The sequence below is a fragment of the Limimaricola sp. genome, from assembly GCF_016125575.1.
GTDB lineage: Bacteria > Pseudomonadota > Alphaproteobacteria > Rhodobacterales > Rhodobacteraceae > WGLM01.
Window position 1 is genome coordinate 370,453 of sequence record NZ_WGLM01000005.1, and the last position, 14,948, is coordinate 385,400.

16 protein-coding genes and 1 tRNA gene are annotated in these 14,948 nt (G+C 65.1%); 5 read left to right on the forward strand and 12 right to left on the reverse strand.

Translation table 11 applies throughout. The annotated features are described in order from the left end of the window. Positions 1-127: 127 nt before the first annotated feature. Positions 128-523, forward strand: coding sequence for a RidA family protein (locus GC146_RS13235; RefSeq protein WP_291839420.1), 396 nt, complete (start codon positions 128-130; stop codon positions 521-523). Here GC146_RS13235 and GC146_RS13240 read toward each other — a convergent pair whose 3' ends face one another. From GC146_RS13240 to GC146_RS13260, 5 genes are read right to left on the reverse strand one after another with little or no spacing between them, the layout of a single operon-like run. Next, entirely contained in the window at positions 524-1,777 is a 1,254-nt protein-coding gene (locus tag GC146_RS13240) for a hypothetical protein (protein ID WP_291839424.1), read from the reverse strand. Continuing rightward, the gene (locus tag GC146_RS13245; protein WP_291839427.1) at positions 1,764-2,468 is read right to left on the reverse strand and encodes an ABC transporter ATP-binding protein; all 705 of its coding nucleotides are present in this window, start codon (positions 2,466-2,468) and stop codon (positions 1,764-1,766) included. Before GC146_RS13245 ends, GC146_RS13240 begins: the two co-directional genes overlap by 14 nt. Then, positions 2,458-3,687: an FtsX-like permease family protein gene (locus tag GC146_RS13250; RefSeq protein WP_291839429.1), complete on the reverse strand. Its 1,230-nt coding sequence runs from the start codon at positions 3,685-3,687 to the stop codon at positions 2,458-2,460. Before GC146_RS13250 ends, GC146_RS13245 begins: the two co-directional genes overlap by 11 nt. Then, a complete protein-coding gene (locus GC146_RS13255; RefSeq protein WP_291839432.1) occupies positions 3,684-4,904 on the reverse strand; it encodes an FtsX-like permease family protein in 1,221 nt (406 codons plus the stop codon). Before GC146_RS13255 ends, GC146_RS13250 begins: the two co-directional genes overlap by 4 nt. A 3-nt stretch (positions 4,905-4,907) precedes the next feature. Further along, positions 4,908-5,687 carry an outer membrane lipoprotein-sorting protein gene (locus GC146_RS13260; RefSeq protein ID WP_291839435.1) on the reverse strand — a complete coding sequence of 260 codons (780 nt, stop codon included), beginning with the start codon at positions 5,685-5,687 and terminating at the stop codon, positions 4,908-4,910. Between the two features lie 115 nt (positions 5,688-5,802). Between GC146_RS13260 and GC146_RS13265 the strand changes: the two genes are divergently transcribed. Beyond that, a complete protein-coding gene (locus GC146_RS13265; protein ID WP_291839438.1) occupies positions 5,803-6,468 on the forward strand; it encodes a TetR/AcrR family transcriptional regulator in 666 nt (221 codons plus the stop codon). Here the strand turns inward: GC146_RS13265 and GC146_RS13270 are convergent. After that, on the reverse strand, positions 6,413-7,474 hold the full coding sequence (locus GC146_RS13270) for an AbrB family transcriptional regulator (protein ID WP_291839442.1): 1,062 nt from the start codon (positions 7,472-7,474) through the stop codon (positions 6,413-6,415). The two genes, GC146_RS13265 and GC146_RS13270, sit on opposite strands and share 56 nt — an antisense overlap. A gap of 371 nt (positions 7,475-7,845) precedes the next feature. Here GC146_RS13270 and GC146_RS13275 point away from each other — a divergent pair, with 371 nt between their 5' ends. Then, positions 7,846-8,286 carry a YeeE/YedE thiosulfate transporter family protein gene (locus GC146_RS13275; RefSeq protein ID WP_291839445.1) on the forward strand — a complete coding sequence of 147 codons (441 nt, stop codon included), beginning with the start codon at positions 7,846-7,848 and terminating at the stop codon, positions 8,284-8,286. Next, complete coding sequence (locus GC146_RS13280; protein ID WP_291839447.1) at positions 8,286-8,720, forward strand: DUF6691 family protein; 435 nt, start codon at positions 8,286-8,288, stop codon at positions 8,718-8,720. The genes GC146_RS13275 and GC146_RS13280 overlap by 1 nt, the downstream gene beginning before the upstream one ends. Positions 8,721-8,732: 12 nt before the next feature. Here the strand turns inward: GC146_RS13280 and GC146_RS13285 are convergent. Further along, positions 8,733-8,809, reverse strand: a tRNA-Arg gene (locus tag GC146_RS13285). A 133-nt stretch (positions 8,810-8,942) separates the two neighbouring features. On the opposite strand from GC146_RS13285, the gene GC146_RS13290 reads away from it, so the two are divergent. Continuing rightward, positions 8,943-10,613 (forward strand): hypothetical protein, encoded by a 1,671-nt coding sequence (locus GC146_RS13290; protein ID WP_291839450.1) that lies wholly within the window; start codon positions 8,943-8,945, stop codon positions 10,611-10,613. Here GC146_RS13290 and GC146_RS13295 read toward each other — a convergent pair. From GC146_RS13295 to sufC, 5 genes are read right to left on the reverse strand one after another with little or no spacing between them, the layout of a single operon-like run. Then, the gene (locus tag GC146_RS13295; protein ID WP_291839453.1) at positions 10,605-11,828 is read right to left on the reverse strand and encodes a cysteine desulfurase; all 1,224 of its coding nucleotides are present in this window, start codon (positions 11,826-11,828) and stop codon (positions 10,605-10,607) included. The two genes, GC146_RS13290 and GC146_RS13295, sit on opposite strands and share 9 nt — an antisense overlap. After that, positions 11,825-12,415 (reverse strand): YIP1 family protein, encoded by a 591-nt coding sequence (locus GC146_RS13300; protein WP_291839456.1) that lies wholly within the window; start codon positions 12,413-12,415, stop codon positions 11,825-11,827. The genes GC146_RS13295 and GC146_RS13300 overlap by 4 nt, the downstream gene beginning before the upstream one ends. Continuing rightward, positions 12,405-12,917: a YIP1 family protein gene (locus GC146_RS13305; RefSeq protein ID WP_291839459.1), complete on the reverse strand. Its 513-nt coding sequence runs from the start codon at positions 12,915-12,917 to the stop codon at positions 12,405-12,407. Before GC146_RS13305 ends, GC146_RS13300 begins: the two co-directional genes overlap by 11 nt. Beyond that, entirely contained in the window at positions 12,917-14,188 is a 1,272-nt protein-coding gene (gene sufD, locus GC146_RS13310) for a Fe-S cluster assembly protein SufD (protein ID WP_291839462.1), read from the reverse strand. The genes GC146_RS13305 and sufD overlap by 1 nt, the downstream gene beginning before the upstream one ends. Continuing rightward, complete coding sequence (gene sufC / locus GC146_RS13315; RefSeq protein ID WP_291839464.1) at positions 14,188-14,943, reverse strand: Fe-S cluster assembly ATPase SufC; 756 nt, start codon at positions 14,941-14,943, stop codon at positions 14,188-14,190. The genes sufD and sufC overlap by 1 nt, the downstream gene beginning before the upstream one ends. Between the last annotated feature and the right edge of the window lie 5 nt (positions 14,944-14,948).

A 14,948-nucleotide genomic window follows, 5' to 3' on the forward strand; every position in this document is an offset into this window, starting at 1 on the left:
ATCATCCTTTTGGCCGGTGCCGCATATTTGGGCGGGCGACGCTTGCCGGATATGGCCGAGGTCATTGCCGGTCCGGTCGCTGTGCGTCAGGTTGCGGCAAGACCCCGAAGTTTTGCAGGATACGCCCATGCTGACCGCCCTCTTTCCCGCCAGCATCCGTCGCCCTTTCGCCCGCTATGCCCATGGCGTCATGGTGCCGGCCGGTGCGCGATGGATCATGACCTCGGGCCAGCTTGGCATCGGTGCTGATGAAAGTGTGCCCGAAGGCGCGGAAGCGCAGGCGCGGCAGTGCTTCGCGGCTTGTGCCGCAGTTCTGGCAGAGGGCGGGATGGGGCCGGAAGATGTTGTGCGGATCAACGCCTTCGTCACCGACCGGGCACATATGGCGGGCTACATGGCGGCCCGCGATGCATGGCTTGCCACTGTCACCCGCCTGCCCGCCTCGACGCTGGTCATCGTCTCGGGCTTTACCCGGCCAGAATTTCTGGTCGAGGTCGAGGTAACGGCAGCACGGGCCGACTGATCAGAAATGCCACGTAAAGCGCAGGTCGACTGATTTCGGCGGCACGGCATATGTCGTGGCCCCCGTCGTCAACGGCAAACCGCCGAACTCCGTCCCGGTCCGCCCTGTCGGCACCGAGGCAGAGATATCCAGCGCGGTGATATCGCTTAGCGACCAGTGCAGGCTGGGCGCGAAAAGCGCGCTGCCATCATCAAGGTTCAGCACCAGCCCGGGCGAGAGCGTGACCAGCGGCGTCCATTCCAGCGTCATGCCCGCAGCCAGGTAATGGCGCGACGTGGCATATAATTGTCCCCGCGCCAGCCGCGCAGCCAGCGCCGGCGGCAACATATCAAGCGCGGTGCCGTTGGTCGTTGCGCCAAAGCCGTTCAGATAAAGCTCGGCAAAGACGGTGGCATTCCGGCCCGCCAATGTTGTCGCGGTGCTGATATTTGCCAGCGCCGAGGTCCAGCGGGTGCCGTCATCGGCCCATGTCGGGACGACTTCCATGTTCCATGCCGCGCCACCGAGGCTGCCCGACAGCCCAAGGCCCAAAGTCGTATCGCCGTGATCGCGGCCAAGCAGAACGGTTGTGCCCAGCGCGCCGAAATCGCGGCGGTAATGCAAGGCGACCGTGCTGGCATCCGGGCTGACCGGGCCGCCCGTTACTTCGGGGCGCGGCACCCAGACCGCCTGCAGGTCCGATCCGTCGGGCAGCAGCCATTGCAGGTAGGCCATGTCCACGCCGGGTTTGTATTCGGTATCCGTGGCCTCGGGCGCAAAGGGATCGACGAGGTCCATCGGGTGAAACACCTGCCCCGCGCCCCAGGTCAATGCTTGCCGCCCCAGCTTCACCACCAACGGGCCGCTGGCATAGCTCAGTGACAGCCGGTCGATCTGCTGCATCGCCCGGGTGCGGCCTGAATCGGTCAGCGTGGTGGAAAGGTCAAAATAAGTGGCGGGTGGCACTGCGGTTGCGCCGCGCGCGCGGGCCAGTTCCACCGCACTGCCCGTCTCGGCGGTCAGGTGATAGTGCAGATCGACCGTCCACGGGCCCTGTGCCGCCTGCCATTGCAGGCGCAGGTCGGTCGTCAGAGCGCCGCTGGCGGGCCAGCCAAGCGCCGTGTCGTAACTGTCGGCGGGCGTCCATGCACCGCTGCCGGTGACGGCCAGACGGCCATGCAGCCCATCGGCTGCCGCAGACCCGGCCAGGCCGAGAATGGCCAGCGCTGCGGCCGCCTTGTGCACCCACGGCCTTGCGCCATTACCGACGGTCATCCGACACCACCTTTCCATCAACCACCTCGATATGCCGCCGAGACCTGTCGATCACCCTTGCATCATGGCTGCTGATCAGGAAGGTCGTGCCCGATGCGCGGTTGAGGTCCGACATCAGCCCGATCAGGCCATCGGCATTCGTGCTGTCGAGGTTCGCCGTCGGCTCGTCGGCCAGAACGATGACCGGGCGCGTCACCAGCGCGCGCGCCACCGCCACGCGCTGTTGTTGCCCGCCTGACAGGTAGGCGGGCCGCCGGTCGGCCAACGCGCCGATGCCAACCTCATCCAGCGCGACGCGCGCGCGTTCGGCCCGTTCGGCCGGACCGACGCCCAGAAGCTGCAGGGTCAGCGCCACGTTCTCCAGCGCCGAAAGGACGGGGACAAGGTTGTAGGCCTGAAATACGAAACCGATCCTGTGCAATCGCAGTGCTGCCCGCGCGCCCGACGACAGCGCGGTCACCTCCTGACCGTCGATCTCCACCGTGCCGGATGTCGGCCGGTCCAGTCCGCCGATCATGTTCAGAAGGGTCGTCTTGCCTGACCCGGACGGCCCGGCCAGCGTCGCGAAATCACCCGGTGCGAGGTCAAGATCGATACCGCTGAGCGCCGGCACGTCTACAGCACCCACGCGATAGACCTTTGTCACACCGCGGCAGCGCACGATGGGGGACACTTGGGTATCAGGTTTCATGGCTCATCGCCTCCACGGGATTGGCGCGCGCCGCGCGCGCGGCCGGCCAAAGCGCTACAAGCACGCCAAGGGCCCAGATCAGTGCCGCCTCGCGTAGCGACAGCGCCATGTCAAAATGCGGGTAGAGCATTCGCGAGCCGCCAAAATACTCTGCCCCTTGCGCCAGCCCACCGAGATCGACGCCGCCGGAAAGGCCCCATGTCAGCGCGGCCGAGGCAACGAACCCCACTGCGACGCCCAGCCCCACCAACAGCGCGGATTCGACGCAAACAAGCGCGAGGATCAGCCGTGGCTTCATCCCAAGGGCCATCAGCAGGCCAAATTCGCGGACCCTCTCGAACACCGCCATCAGCTGCGTGTTGACGATGCCAATCGCCATCAGGACAAAGACGATGCCCAGCCAGATCCAGACATAACTGCCCATCGCGCTGTCCATCGCCGCGGCCATCGGCGAAAGCGCCGTCCATGGCTTCACGTCAAGCTCCGGCGCCGCGGCCTTCAACGACGTCACCGCTGCGCCCAGTTGGCCATTGTCGGGCACGCGAAACGCGATCTCTGAAATGTCGCTGCCGATGCCCAACATCTGCTGCACGGTGCGTTGCCCGGTGAACGCATACCCGTCCTCGATCGCCGTGTTGCCGGCAAAAACCCCCGCCACGACAAAGCCGCGCTGCGCCAGCGTGCCATCGGCGGCCTGTGCCATCACGATCACCCGGCGGCCAAGCTGCGTGCGCAACCGCTCCAGCAGATGCCGCCCCAGCACGATCTCGCCATCATCGGGTCCGGTCAGGTAACTCCCCTCGACCACCATGTCGGGGATGGTCGAGATGCGTGCCTCGCTGGCGGGATCGACGCCCATCAGCGACAGCGGCAAAGTCTTGTATTCGCTCTGGATCACCGCCGGCACCGTCACCCGTGACGCCCAGCCGCCAATCGGCGCGGCATTCAGCGTGGCGCTCAATTCGGGCGAAGGTGCGGGCATCCTGTGATCCAGCACCGGATCGTCCAGCCAGCCCTGCGCGTGGATCTGGCCGCTGCCGGTCAGAAGCTCCAGCGTGGCGTCACGGCTCGACTGCGCCCAGGCCTGCATCATCGCGTCCAGCGTCAGGACCGAGAACAGGCCCGCCGCCACGACGATCGCGGTGATCGCCGCCCGGCGCGGATTGCGCCACAGGTTGCGCCAGGCCAGCGCCATCAGCAAAGACCAGGCCGCGTTCATGCCGCCCTCATCGCCGGAACCGGCTCCAGCCGGCGCAGACGCAGGAACACACCCGTCCCGGCCAGGGCGATACAGGCCACCATCACCGCAGGCGGGCTAAGCGCACTGGTCCAGCTGAGCGTGGGATAAAGCCGCGGCGGCAGACCCCAGAGGGCAAGCGCCCCCTCGAAGCCCGGAAACACGATGCCCCGCACCTGCAACCACGCCGCCAGCGCCGCCCCCAGCCCCGCGCCGATGCCATTGCCCATGACGGACAGCATCAACAGCTCCATCCAGACCAGCCGGCCGATCTGCATCGGCCGCATACCCAGCGCCAGCAGCATCCCGAATTCGCGCGTCCGCTCCAGCACCGACATCAGCAGCGTGTTGAGGATGATGAAGACCACGACGATCACCAACGTCGCGTACCAGAACAGCGCCGTTGCGAAATCGAGCGTGATGCCCTGTTGCAGCGCAGGCTCCAGCGCTGCCCAGTCGCGCAGAACAAGCCCTTGGGATTGCGCAAGCTGCGTCAAGGCGGGCTGCGCGCGCTGCACCGCGCCCAGCGACGGCCCAGAGAGCGCGATCACGTTGGCCGCGTCACCAAGCCCAAAACTCTCTTGAAACCGCGCCAGCGGCATTTCGGCCACCTGCCGGTCGATCTCGGCCATGCCGGTGTGAAAGAGACCGACGATGCGCAGGCTGTCGGCCGCAATGCCGCCATCTGCGCTTGACCCCAGCAACGTGACACGGTCGCCCAGCGATAGCTTGAGATTGCGCGCCAATACGTCACCCAGCACGATCGCATCGCTGTCGGAGGCGGCAAGATAACGACCGTGGTGCACTGTCGCCTGCAACCGCGAAACCTGCACCTCGGCTGTCGGATCCACGCCAATGACCGCCCCGCCATAGCTGAGCTCGCCGTTCGACAGGATCACGTAGGTCGAAGCACGCGGCGCGGCGGCGGTCACGCCGGGCACCTTGCGCGCCGCCGCGGCCAGATCGCCCGGCGCTGCTATCGTCTTGCGAATGTCGGGATCGGCCAGATAGCCCGGCGGCTGGATCTGCGCGAAACCATCCAGCAGACGCAGTGCGTTGCCCTTCATCGTGTCATAGATGCCCAGCTGAAACGACAGCATGAACACCAGCAGCATCGTGGTCAGTACCATGCTGATCAGGCTGAGACCGGTGCGCACCGGTCGCCGCCAGAGGTTCCGCCATGCCATCACCGCCAGCATGGTCTAGTTGCGGGGATTCTGGAGGTTGGAGCGCGTGAAGGTGTAGGCGGGCAGGCTGATGTCGAAACTGGCCTGCGTGGTTTCCACCCGCGTCCACTGGCCCGCCGGGCTGACCGGGCGCATTGTCAGGACGGCCGGGTAGATGCGCCCGCCCATCTGGCTCAACCGATCGACCGTCATCGTGCGCACCGGCTGCATGCCCTGATCAAAGTAGGTTTCACCAAGAAAGACACCGTCATCGCGCACCTGCGCGGTCAGCTTGCCCCAGACGACGGGCGCGCCGGGCTTGGGCACCGCCTCGACAGTATAGACGGTATGGCCGCCGCTCTGCCCCGTGCCGATGATGCGATGGGTGTAAAGCGTCAGCACATCGTCGGACTTGGCCAGATCGTCATACGAGAAATCGGATCCCATCCAGCTTTGCGCAAGCATCGAAGCGGGCAGTTTGATGACCTGATTGAGCTTGGGGTTGAATACCCATGTGTCATTGCCGATCTTCAGCGTCGCATTGCCCGCATCACCCGGTGGATCAGTGAAACGGACAAGCGCCTTGTCGGTGCCTTGGGTCCAGCTTTGCATGGTTGAATGCCGCTCCCAGTCGGGGCGGTGAATGGTCATCGTCATCGTGGTGGCCGAACTGGTGGCCCGCCAGTTGTTGAAGGCCGCGCGCAGCAGAGCTGTGGCGTCTGGTGCGGCCAGCACGGGCCCGGCACCAAGGACCACGGCCAGCGGCAGCATCAGCAGCGCGCGGCGCAGCCTGTCTGGCAAGACGGTCTCGGGCATGGCGGCCTCCGTTCAACGCCGCGGCCAAACCGGCCAACAGCATAGGCAAAAGACTTTTTGGACCACCCGGTCCATACCACTGGTCTAATCTTTCGAAGGCGCTATAGTCAACCCTATGACTCGCAAGCGCCTCGATAATCTCGATCCTGACCGGCAGGAGCTTCTGTTCAGCAATGCGGCCGAGGAATTCGCGGCGCATGGTTATGACGCCGCCTCGCTCAACCGCATCCTCGACCGCGCGGGAATGAGCAAAAGCTCGCTCTATTACTACTTCGACGACAAGGCCGACCTCTTTACCACGCTGATCGAACGCGCGATGGGGCTGATCCTGCGCGAGGTCGGCGGTTTTGACCCCGCGCGCCTTTCCGCGGCAAGCTTCTGGCCCGAACTGACGGCCCTGGCGCATCGCTTTGTCGTGGTCAGCGGGCGCAATGCGTGGTTCGTCAAGGTCGGGCGGCTGTTCTACCGTCTGCGCGGGCGAGAGAAGGGGCACGACCCGACCGCCCGCACCTTTCAGGCCGCGCGGCTGTGGGTCAGCGCATTGATCCAGCGTGGCCAGTCGCTGGGCGTCGTGCGCAGCGATCTGCCACTTGATCTGCTGGTCGACATGACAATGGCCGTGGGCGAAGCGATGGACCGCTGGTTCGTCGTCCACTGGGATGAGATGAGCGCCGATGAAAGGCTGACCATGACGGATCGTCAGATCGCGCTGGTCCGCCAGATGCTCAGCCCGCCCGCGCCTGACGCCCCGACAGAGCGCGCGCCACAGCCGGACCTGTGAGCAGCACCAGCAAAAAGCGCGCCATCTGCATCGACATCACGAAAGGCACATCGACATGGGTCGAGGCCGACAGGATGGCGACCGAATCCGCGCCACCGGGGCTTGTGGCAAGGTAGGCCGTCAGCGGATCGACATCCGCCACCACCACCAGCACCGCCGCCGCGCCGCCGCAGGCCGCAATCAACGTCAGGATCGCCCCGAGGACGCGGGGAAAGACCCGCGCGGCATGGGCCAGGATCGCCGGGGTAAAGCGCAGCCCGATCGCCCAGCCGATGCCGCAATAGGCCAGCGCCAGCAGCCAAGGCGGCAACATCAGCGTGACCGCGCCCGACCAGCTGAGCGCGATGCCCCCCAGCATCGGCGTCAGGAACGGCCCACCCGGCAGTTTCAGCGCCTGGCCCCCGAAGGAAAAGAGCGCCGCCAGCGCCACTGTCAGCGCGATGCCCAGCGGCGGCATCGCCTGGAACCAGATGACCGGGTCGGCGGCATGGCCATGCGCGCCGAAGGCCCGCGCGACAAGGGCAGCCGCAAGTGCGACGCAAGCCACCCGCAGGTATTGCATGAAAGCCACCAGACGAATGTCGGCGCCGTAATCCTGACTGAGCAGTGTCATCACCGAGGCGGCACCGGGGGCAGAGCCCCAGATCGCCGTCGTGCCCGGCAGCAGGCCTGACCGCGTCAACAGCCAGCCAAGCAGCGCCGCGATAACCAGCGTCGAGAGCGTGCCAGCCCCCACGACTTGCCAGCGCGCGGCGATCTCGGGGATCAGGCTGGGTGGCAGGATGCCCGCGATCATCAGCCCGACAAGGCCCTGCGCCATCGTCATCACCCTGCCCGGCATCTGCAGTCCGGCACCGCGCACCGCCATCAGCACGGCCGCGGCCATCGGGCCCAGTAGCAGCGCGGCCGGCAGGTGCGCCAGCTCCAGCAGGACAGTTGCGATGACCGAGAGGGCCAGTAGTCCGCCCCACCCTTTCACCGCCATCCATGCCACTTTTCGGGTCATCACCACGTTCCACGCTCCACGCCTCGTTCGCCTACAGCCGCACCCCGCCGGGCGCAACGGCCAGCAGCGCAGAGTGACCATTGCAACCGCGCGCCGCTACCGATTCGACGTGGCGGGCCTGGAACATCTGTTCCGATCCGGCGCGCTAGAGGGTCACTTCAAGGAACGTCTGTTCCGGTATTCGCGTCGACAGCACGACATTGATCTGCCATCGGGCGATCGGGCGAACAGGCGTTCTGGCCAGAACCGGACAGTCGAAATATTGGCCTTAATTATCTGAATATATTGAAATAACCATGCGTCAGGCGCATCTCGATCAGGCAAAGGGCCGGCCCCGATTTTCCCGACCCGGACGAAAGGAAGCACGCGCGATGTTGATCGGACTTATACCAACTGCATGGGCCATTGGCGCGTTGGGCGGCCTTATGATCGGCCTTGCGGCCGCGTCGTTCCTGCTGATCAACGGCCGGATCATGGGGGCAAGCGGTATTCTTGGCGGGTTGATTGACGGCTCCGGCCAGGACAACCCCGGCGAGCGCACCGCGTTTCTGGCCGGCCTGATCGGTGTGCCGGCCCTGCTGGTGGCGCTCGGCCATGACGCACCCATGCACCTGACCGGCAATGTCACCTTGCTGGCAATTGCGGGGCTACTGGTGGGAGTGGGCACCCGGATGGCCAACGGCTGTACGAGCGGGCATGGCGTCGTCGGCATCGCCCGGCTGTCGATACGCGGAATCGTGGCCACGCTGGCCTATCTTCTGGCCGGTTTCATCACCATGGCGGTAGGCCGCCACGTTCTGGGGATCATCTGATGCGCATTCTGTTTTCGGCCTTCGCAGGCGGCTTTTTTGGCCTTGGCCTTTTGATTTCCGGCATGACCGATACCGCCCGTGTCCAGGGCTGGCTGGACCTTTTCGGCGCATGGGACCCAACGTTGGCCTTCGTGCTGGGCGGCGCGATCATTCCGATGTTCATCGCATGGCGGATCGCGGCCCGGCGCAAGCACGCCCTGCTGGGCGATGCCATCCCTGCCCTGCCGCCGCAGGTGATCGACGCGAAATTGCTGGGCGGCTCGGCCCTGTTCGGGGTCGGTTGGGCGCTTGTCGGCCTCTGCCCCGGCCCGGCGCTGGCTGTTCTCGGCTTCGGCGGACAAGGCGCGGTGATCTTCGCAGGCGCCATGGCGGCGGGCATGGTCGGCTGGCGCTGGGCCACGACGGCCAACGGCGCGCGGACGGTGGATGCCTGATTAACGGGAACTTGGCGCACCCAAGAGGATTCGAACCTCTGGCCTCTGCCTTCGGAGGGCAGCGCTCTATCCAGCTGAGCTATGGGTGCCTTCGGCGCTCATAGCAACAACACCGGGGCGCCGCAACGGTCAAACATGCGGCCACGGCTTCGGGTTGACGCGCGCCGGTGACTGAGGGGACACTGGGCAAAGCTCTCGCTGTTTGAGGGAGGTGCCTGCCCGATGCGTCCGCTTGTTGCGCTTGTCCTTTGCCTTCTGGTGCTGGGCGCCGTCCCCGCGCAGGCCGAAACGGGTGATTGCGACAGCCCTGCCTACATGGCCCAGTTCCCCGATGCTGCCTCAGCCGCTGATATCGCCTGTGTCGAGTTGTTCCGCGAAAACTATACGTCACCCGAGGGGCCACGGGTGATCCGTGGCATTTCCGACGCCGCCGCCAACTGGGCCGTCACGCCCGGGATCGAGGCCGGGGTCGAGCGGGGCGTGAGGGCCGCAATCAGCGCGCTTGGCCAGCTTGGCACCTACAGGATCGACGACGTCACGATCCTCCTGCTTGATGATACCCACAGCTTTGACGGCCCCGAGGTTCTGGCCGAAACCGACGGACGACGCGACCGGACAGGCGGACGGCCGGGCGAGTGCCTGATCACGCTGTATTCGCTGGTTGGGGCCAGCGCAGAACGCGACATGGCGGTGACCACGGCGCACGAGATTTTTCACTGCGTGCAATATGCCAGCTTCAGCCAGGCCAAGATGAACGGCTACGACGACAGCGCGGCGTGGTGGATCGAGGGGTCGGCAGAATGGTTCGCCTCGCTTGCGGTCGACGACAGCGGCCCCGCGACGGACCGTGGCGCCGCCTTCGACGACAAGGTCAGCGCCCATACCCCGCTTTACGCGATGGCGCACGAGGCGGTGGTGTTTTTCGACTGGCTGATGACCACGCGAGCCCCCTCTGCGCTGATCCCCTTCCTCAACCAGATGGCCGAAAGTGGCAGCGTGGCAGCACAACGCGCGGCGATGCGGGCCGCATTGTCGCAGGACGACTGGCGCGACTTCTCGCGCGCCTATGCCGGCGCCAACATCACCCAGCCTTGGGGAGATGCCGTAACCCTGTCACCGGCAATGTCGGACACGATAAACGTCACCCGCACCCAGACCCACCACGTCAGCGCCGGGCCGTTCACGCTGGAATTGCGCGCGGTCGAATACGATTGCGGGACATGGGGCAACACGGTGTCGCCGGGGCAGGCGCTGGTCTCGGTCACGCAGGCGTTTTCGTCGGATTGGGGCGACTGGCCGGACGAGATCGACACGCGTGCAGGGGCGGGATCAAGCTATGACATGGTCGCCTTCCAGACAGGCGACGCCAAAATGGATATCTCCGTGCGCATCGAACAGCGCCGCACCTGCCAGCCTTGTGCCGGCAGCGATGCCGTTGACGCCTGCCTTGTGGGCACTTGGCAGATGACCGGCGGCGGGCCGGTGGAATGGATGAAATCGCAGGGCTTGCCGATCACCCACGCGACCGAAGGACCGCGCATCGTCACCTATCTCAGCTCGGGCGCCTATGGGACCGAGCCTGTCAGCGGCACGCTGGACATGGCCGATGATCGCTTCACCTCGCATGGCGCCGGGGCAACCACCGTTGCCACAGGACGATGGTCGGCCGCGGAAGGAACGCTGAACATCTGCCAGGACAGTGGTGGACTGACAGGTCAGGTCCGCGTCACCACCGACGCCGGGAGCCACACGATGCCGGTGTCAAAGCCGGGCGCCGGGACCATCAGCATGGCCTATAGCTGCGCCGGCGACAGCCTGCAGACCTCGATGCATTTTCCCGGCCTGCCCGACATGGTGACCGAGTATGGCAAGATCGCGTCCGAGCTACCCTAGCAGATCATGTGCCAGTTCCAGCGCATCGACCAGCGCATCAACCTCGGCAGTCGTGTTGTAGAGGCCGAATGACGCGCGGCACGTCGCGCCCACGCCCATATGCGCCATCAAAGGCATCGCGCAATGCGTGCCGGCGCGCACGGCAACACCCTTCTTGTCGAGGATCGTCGAGATGTCGTGGGCATGGGCAGCGCCCGCCATCGTGAAGCTGAAGATCGCCGCCTTTTCCTTTGATTTTCCTTGCAGGTTCAGCCAGTTCAACCCCTCCAGCCGGGATCTGGCATAGTCGCGCAAGTCTCGCTCATGGGCGGCGATGGCCTCCATGCCAAGTCCAGTCATGTAGTCGAGCGCGACGCCAAGGCCGATTGTCTGCACGATCCCCGGTGTCCCGGCTTCGAATTTCAGAGGCGGGACTGCCCATGTCACGGTGTCGCGCGTCACGTCGCGGATCATGTCGCCGCCACCGATGAAGGGCCGCATCTCGGCCTGTCGGTCGGCACGGACATAGATCGCACCCGAGCCGGACGGACCATAAAGCTTGTGCCCCGTCACCGCGTAGAAATCACAGCCGATATCCTGCACGTCGACAGGCATGTGCACGGCGCCCTGGCTGCCGTCGACAAGCACAGGCACACCTCGCGCATGGGCAGCTTCGGTGATTGCCGTTACATCAACAACGGTTCCCAACACGTTGGAGATATGGGTAATTGCAACCAACCGCGTGCGCGGCCCGATCGCGTCGATCACCGCCTGCGGGTCCAGATCGCCATTGGCATCGCAATCGACCCACTTCAGCACCACGCCCTGCCGCTCTCGCAGGAAATGCCACGGCACGATGTTGGCATGATGCTCCATGATCGACAGCACGATCTCGTCGCCCGGCTGTAGCCGCGGCGCCGCCCAGGCGTAAGAGACCATGTTGATCCCCTCGGTCGAGCCGGAATTGAGGATGATCTCGTCTTCAGAAGCCGCGTTGAGGAACCGTGCAACCTTGCCGCGCACCGCCTCGTATTTATCCGTTGCCAGATTGGACAGGTAATGCAGGCCCCTGTGAACATTGGCATATTCCATCGAATAGGCCTGCGTCACCGCGTCGATCACCGCGCGCGGTTTCTGCGCCGACGCGCCGTTGTCGAGATAGACCAGCGGCTTGCCATTCACCTCACGTGCCAGAATCGGGAAATCGCGGCGCACGGCTTCGACATCATAGCTCATGGCATTGCTCCTCCGGCCCCGACGCCAATCAGGGCCAGCAAAATCGTCAGGCCCAGCCCCATGCCGAAAAAGGCCAGTACCAGCACCCCGAACGCCTTCCACATACTTGCGAAACCATGCAGGACGTTCACGAATGCCAAGAGGCAGCGCAGCAGCGCGATCAACCCAAGGATCGACAGGATCTCGGCCACTGGAAGGCTGAGATAGCTGACCAGTGTGATCATCAGCCGCACCACCATCGCCACCGCCTCAAGCCAGGCGACAAGCGCGATCGTGGCGCCGAAACCACCCGTTCCGCCCACCATGCGGCCGGTGAAATTGACGGCAAAGATCATCGTGACGAGGATCCCGCCAAGGATCAGCGCGTAGGTGAAAGGCGAGACATCAATCGTGCCTTCCGGCAGGACAATCGCCATCGGGCCCTGGGTCACCCAGACCAGCAGAACGCTAAGCACAACGACCAGCGCCAGCGCCGACCACAATGTGCCGCGCGAGGCCGGTCGCGCCACGATCCGCCCGGCAACCGCCGTCGGGTCGCGCAGCGTGTCGGCCACGAGGATCAGCGCACCGCGAATGTCACCCAGCATCGACGGGCGCCTCGGCTTCGCGCAGCGACATGCCCCAGATTACGAGGAACAGTACCAGCCACGCCGCACCCACGACCTGCGTGACCACCGCCTGCGGCCCGGCCAGACCAACGGCCAGCCCCTGCACCAACAGCAGCGGCGCACAGGACAGCAGGGCCCAGAACAACGCCAACCGCGCGCCAAACCAGCTGCCCTTGCCGCCGAACAGGCGGGCAATCAGGTGGCTGAGAGCGGCGATGCCGTAAAACACCAGCGGCATCAGGAACAGCCAGACGAAAAGCGTGGTTCCCATCAGCATGTCGAAGTCAGCCGAACCGTCGGTGGCACCCTGACCGGCCGCCGAAATGCGCAAAAGGCGGGGGATCTGCGCGACAAAAACCAGCCCGCAGGCGAACATCACGTAGGCAATGGCCCGGTCTTCACGCCGGCCCATCGCCAGCAGGTCGCGCATGACCGCGCGCGGAGTGCGCCAACTGCGCACGATATCTGCCGTCACCGCCATCAGTGATGCCTTGCCAGCCAGCCTTCCAGCCGGTCGCGCAACTCCTCCGCAAGGGCGGGATCATCGATTTCGGCAAGGGATTCGGCGAGGAAGGCCAATGTCAGAAGCATGGTTGCCGTGCGTTCCGGCACCCCGCGCGAGCGCAGGTAGAACAGCGCCGTATCGTCGATCGCGCCCGAGGTGGAACCGTGCGAACAGGCCACGTCATCGGCGTAGATCTCCAGTTCGGGCTTGGCGAGAAAGCGGCTGTCGTCATCGAGCAGCAAGGATTGGCTGATCTGGTAGCCGTCAGTCTTCTGCGCGCCGGGTTTCACCAGGATCTTGCCCTGAAACACGCCCGTCGCGCCGTTGCGCAGCACCTTTTTGAAGACTTGCCTGCTTTCGCAACCCACCGCGTCATGCGTGACGAAAACGGTATCGTCCTGATGGAAATCGTCGCCGTCGCCGACGACAGCGCCCGCCACATGGGCCACGCCGCCATCGCCCTTCAGCGTCAGCACGGTTTCATTGCGGGTCATCGCGCCGTTCAGCGTCAGCGTGAAGGACTTGAACCGCGCATCGGCGGCGACCCTTGCAAAACAATGGGTTGCAGCCCGACGTTCATGGTCGCGCCCCTGCAGGCGGACATGGTGAAACGCAGCACCTTCGGCAACGTCCACCTCCATCACGGTGGACAGCCGCGCCGCGCCTGCGCCGGATTCCAGCAGCGTCAGATCCGCGCCGGGTTCGATTCGCACGACATGGTGCATCACCGCCTCGGCTGTCTCATCGCGGCGGAGGTAGATCAGGTGAACGGGACGGCTTACCTTGCCAGTCGCCCGGATCACGGCGCCTTGGGTAGCCGTGGCGGTATTAAGCGCGGCCAGCGGGCGGGCCACAGGCACTTGCCCCGCCGCTTCAAGAACGCCGTAGAACTCCTTGACCCAATGGATATCTTTCGCAGTGACATCGGCCAACTGCAGGATTTCCACGCCACTTTCATCCAGACCGTCCGATGCGTCTGCATCAAAGACGCCATCGACGAAAACCAGTCGGAGCGCATTGGTCCCGGCAAAAATGTCGTCGGCCTCGCCAACCTTCGCTGGCGTGGGATCGGTCGAGATTAGTGTCGTTGGATCCGTGTAACGCCAGTACTCATCGCGCCGCCCGGGCAGGCCCATCTCGGCCAGCCGTGCGCGGGCGGCCTGCCGCGCCTCACTTGCCCAAGCCCCGCCTTGGGGAAGCTCCAGCGCCGCGAGCGCCGGATCGGTCGTGCGTTTCGCCAAGGCCATCACGCAGTCTCCGCAAGGATATCGGCATAGCCGTTCTTCTCGACCTCAAGCGCGAGGTCCGGGCCGCCGGTGCGAATGATCCGGCCGTCAGCCATGATATGCACAACGTCGGGCGTGATATGGTCCAGAAGCCGTTGATAATGCGTGATAACAAGGAAGGATCGGCCTTCGGCGCGCAACGCGTTCACGCCGTCGGCCACCAGCTTCATCGCGTCCACGTCAAGGCCCGAGTCGGTCTCGTCAAGGATGCACATCCTTGGCTCGAGCATGGCCATTTGCAGGATCTCGTTGCGCTTCTTCTCGCCGCCCGAAAAGCCCACGTTGACCGGCCGCTTGAGCATGTCGGCGTCAATCTTCAGCGCCTTGGCCCGCTCGCGCACGACCTTCAGGAAATCGCCCGCCGACAATTCGGCCTCGCCGCGCGCCTTGCGCTGCGCGTTCACCGCGGTGCGCAGGAATGTCATATTGCCGACGCCCGGTATCTCGACCGGATACTGGAAGGCGAGGAACAGGCCCGCCGCCGCGCGCTCTTCGGGCTCCAGCGCCAGAAGGTCCACACCGTCCATCGTCGCCGTGCCGCCCGTCACCTCGTATCCGTCGCGGCCCGAAAGCACGTAAGACAGCGTGGACTTGCCCGAACCGTTCGGGCCCATGATGGCATGCACCTTGCCGGTCTCGACCGTCAGGTCGACGCCCTTGAGGATCTGCTTGTCTTCTTCTTCAAGTTTGACCTTCAGGCCCTTGATTTCCAGCATCTTCT

What these genes read in the sequence shown, in the direction of transcription:
- GC146_RS13245 (WP_291839427.1), bottom strand. Translation starts at nt 2,468, where the DNA reads ATGAAACCTGATACCCAAGTGTCCCCCATCGTGCGCTGCCGCGGTGTG.
- GC146_RS13280 (WP_291839447.1), top strand. Translation starts at nt 8,286, where the DNA reads ATGCGCATTCTGTTTTCGGCCTTCGCAGGCGGCTTTTTTGGCCTTGGC.
- GC146_RS13295 (WP_291839453.1), bottom strand. Translation starts at nt 11,828, where the DNA reads ATGAGCTATGATGTCGAAGCCGTGCGCCGCGATTTCCCGATTCTGGCA.
- GC146_RS13255 (WP_291839432.1), bottom strand. Translation starts at nt 4,904, where the DNA reads ATGCTGGCGGTGATGGCATGGCGGAACCTCTGGCGGCGACCGGTGCGC.
- GC146_RS13305 (WP_291839459.1), bottom strand. Translation starts at nt 12,917, where the DNA reads ATGGCGGTGACGGCAGATATCGTGCGCAGTTGGCGCACTCCGCGCGCG.
- sufC (WP_291839464.1), bottom strand. Translation starts at nt 14,943, where the DNA reads ATGCTGGAAATCAAGGGCCTGAAGGTCAAACTTGAAGAAGAAGACAAG.
- sufD (WP_291839462.1), bottom strand. Translation starts at nt 14,188, where the DNA reads ATGGCCTTGGCGAAACGCACGACCGATCCGGCGCTCGCGGCGCTGGAG.
- GC146_RS13250 (WP_291839429.1), bottom strand. Translation starts at nt 3,687, where the DNA reads ATGAACGCGGCCTGGTCTTTGCTGATGGCGCTGGCCTGGCGCAACCTG.
- GC146_RS13265 (WP_291839438.1), top strand. Translation starts at nt 5,803, where the DNA reads ATGACTCGCAAGCGCCTCGATAATCTCGATCCTGACCGGCAGGAGCTT.
- GC146_RS13235 (WP_291839420.1), top strand. Translation starts at nt 128, where the DNA reads ATGCTGACCGCCCTCTTTCCCGCCAGCATCCGTCGCCCTTTCGCCCGC.
- GC146_RS13300 (WP_291839456.1), bottom strand. Translation starts at nt 12,415, where the DNA reads ATGCTGGGTGACATTCGCGGTGCGCTGATCCTCGTGGCCGACACGCTG.
- GC146_RS13270 (WP_291839442.1), bottom strand. Translation starts at nt 7,474, where the DNA reads ATGACCCGAAAAGTGGCATGGATGGCGGTGAAAGGGTGGGGCGGACTA.
- GC146_RS13290 (WP_291839450.1), top strand. Translation starts at nt 8,943, where the DNA reads ATGCGTCCGCTTGTTGCGCTTGTCCTTTGCCTTCTGGTGCTGGGCGCC.
- GC146_RS13240 (WP_291839424.1), bottom strand. Translation starts at nt 1,777, where the DNA reads ATGACCGTCGGTAATGGCGCAAGGCCGTGGGTGCACAAGGCGGCCGCA.
- GC146_RS13275 (WP_291839445.1), top strand. Translation starts at nt 7,846, where the DNA reads ATGTTGATCGGACTTATACCAACTGCATGGGCCATTGGCGCGTTGGGC.
- GC146_RS13260 (WP_291839435.1), bottom strand. Translation starts at nt 5,687, where the DNA reads ATGCCCGAGACCGTCTTGCCAGACAGGCTGCGCCGCGCGCTGCTGATG.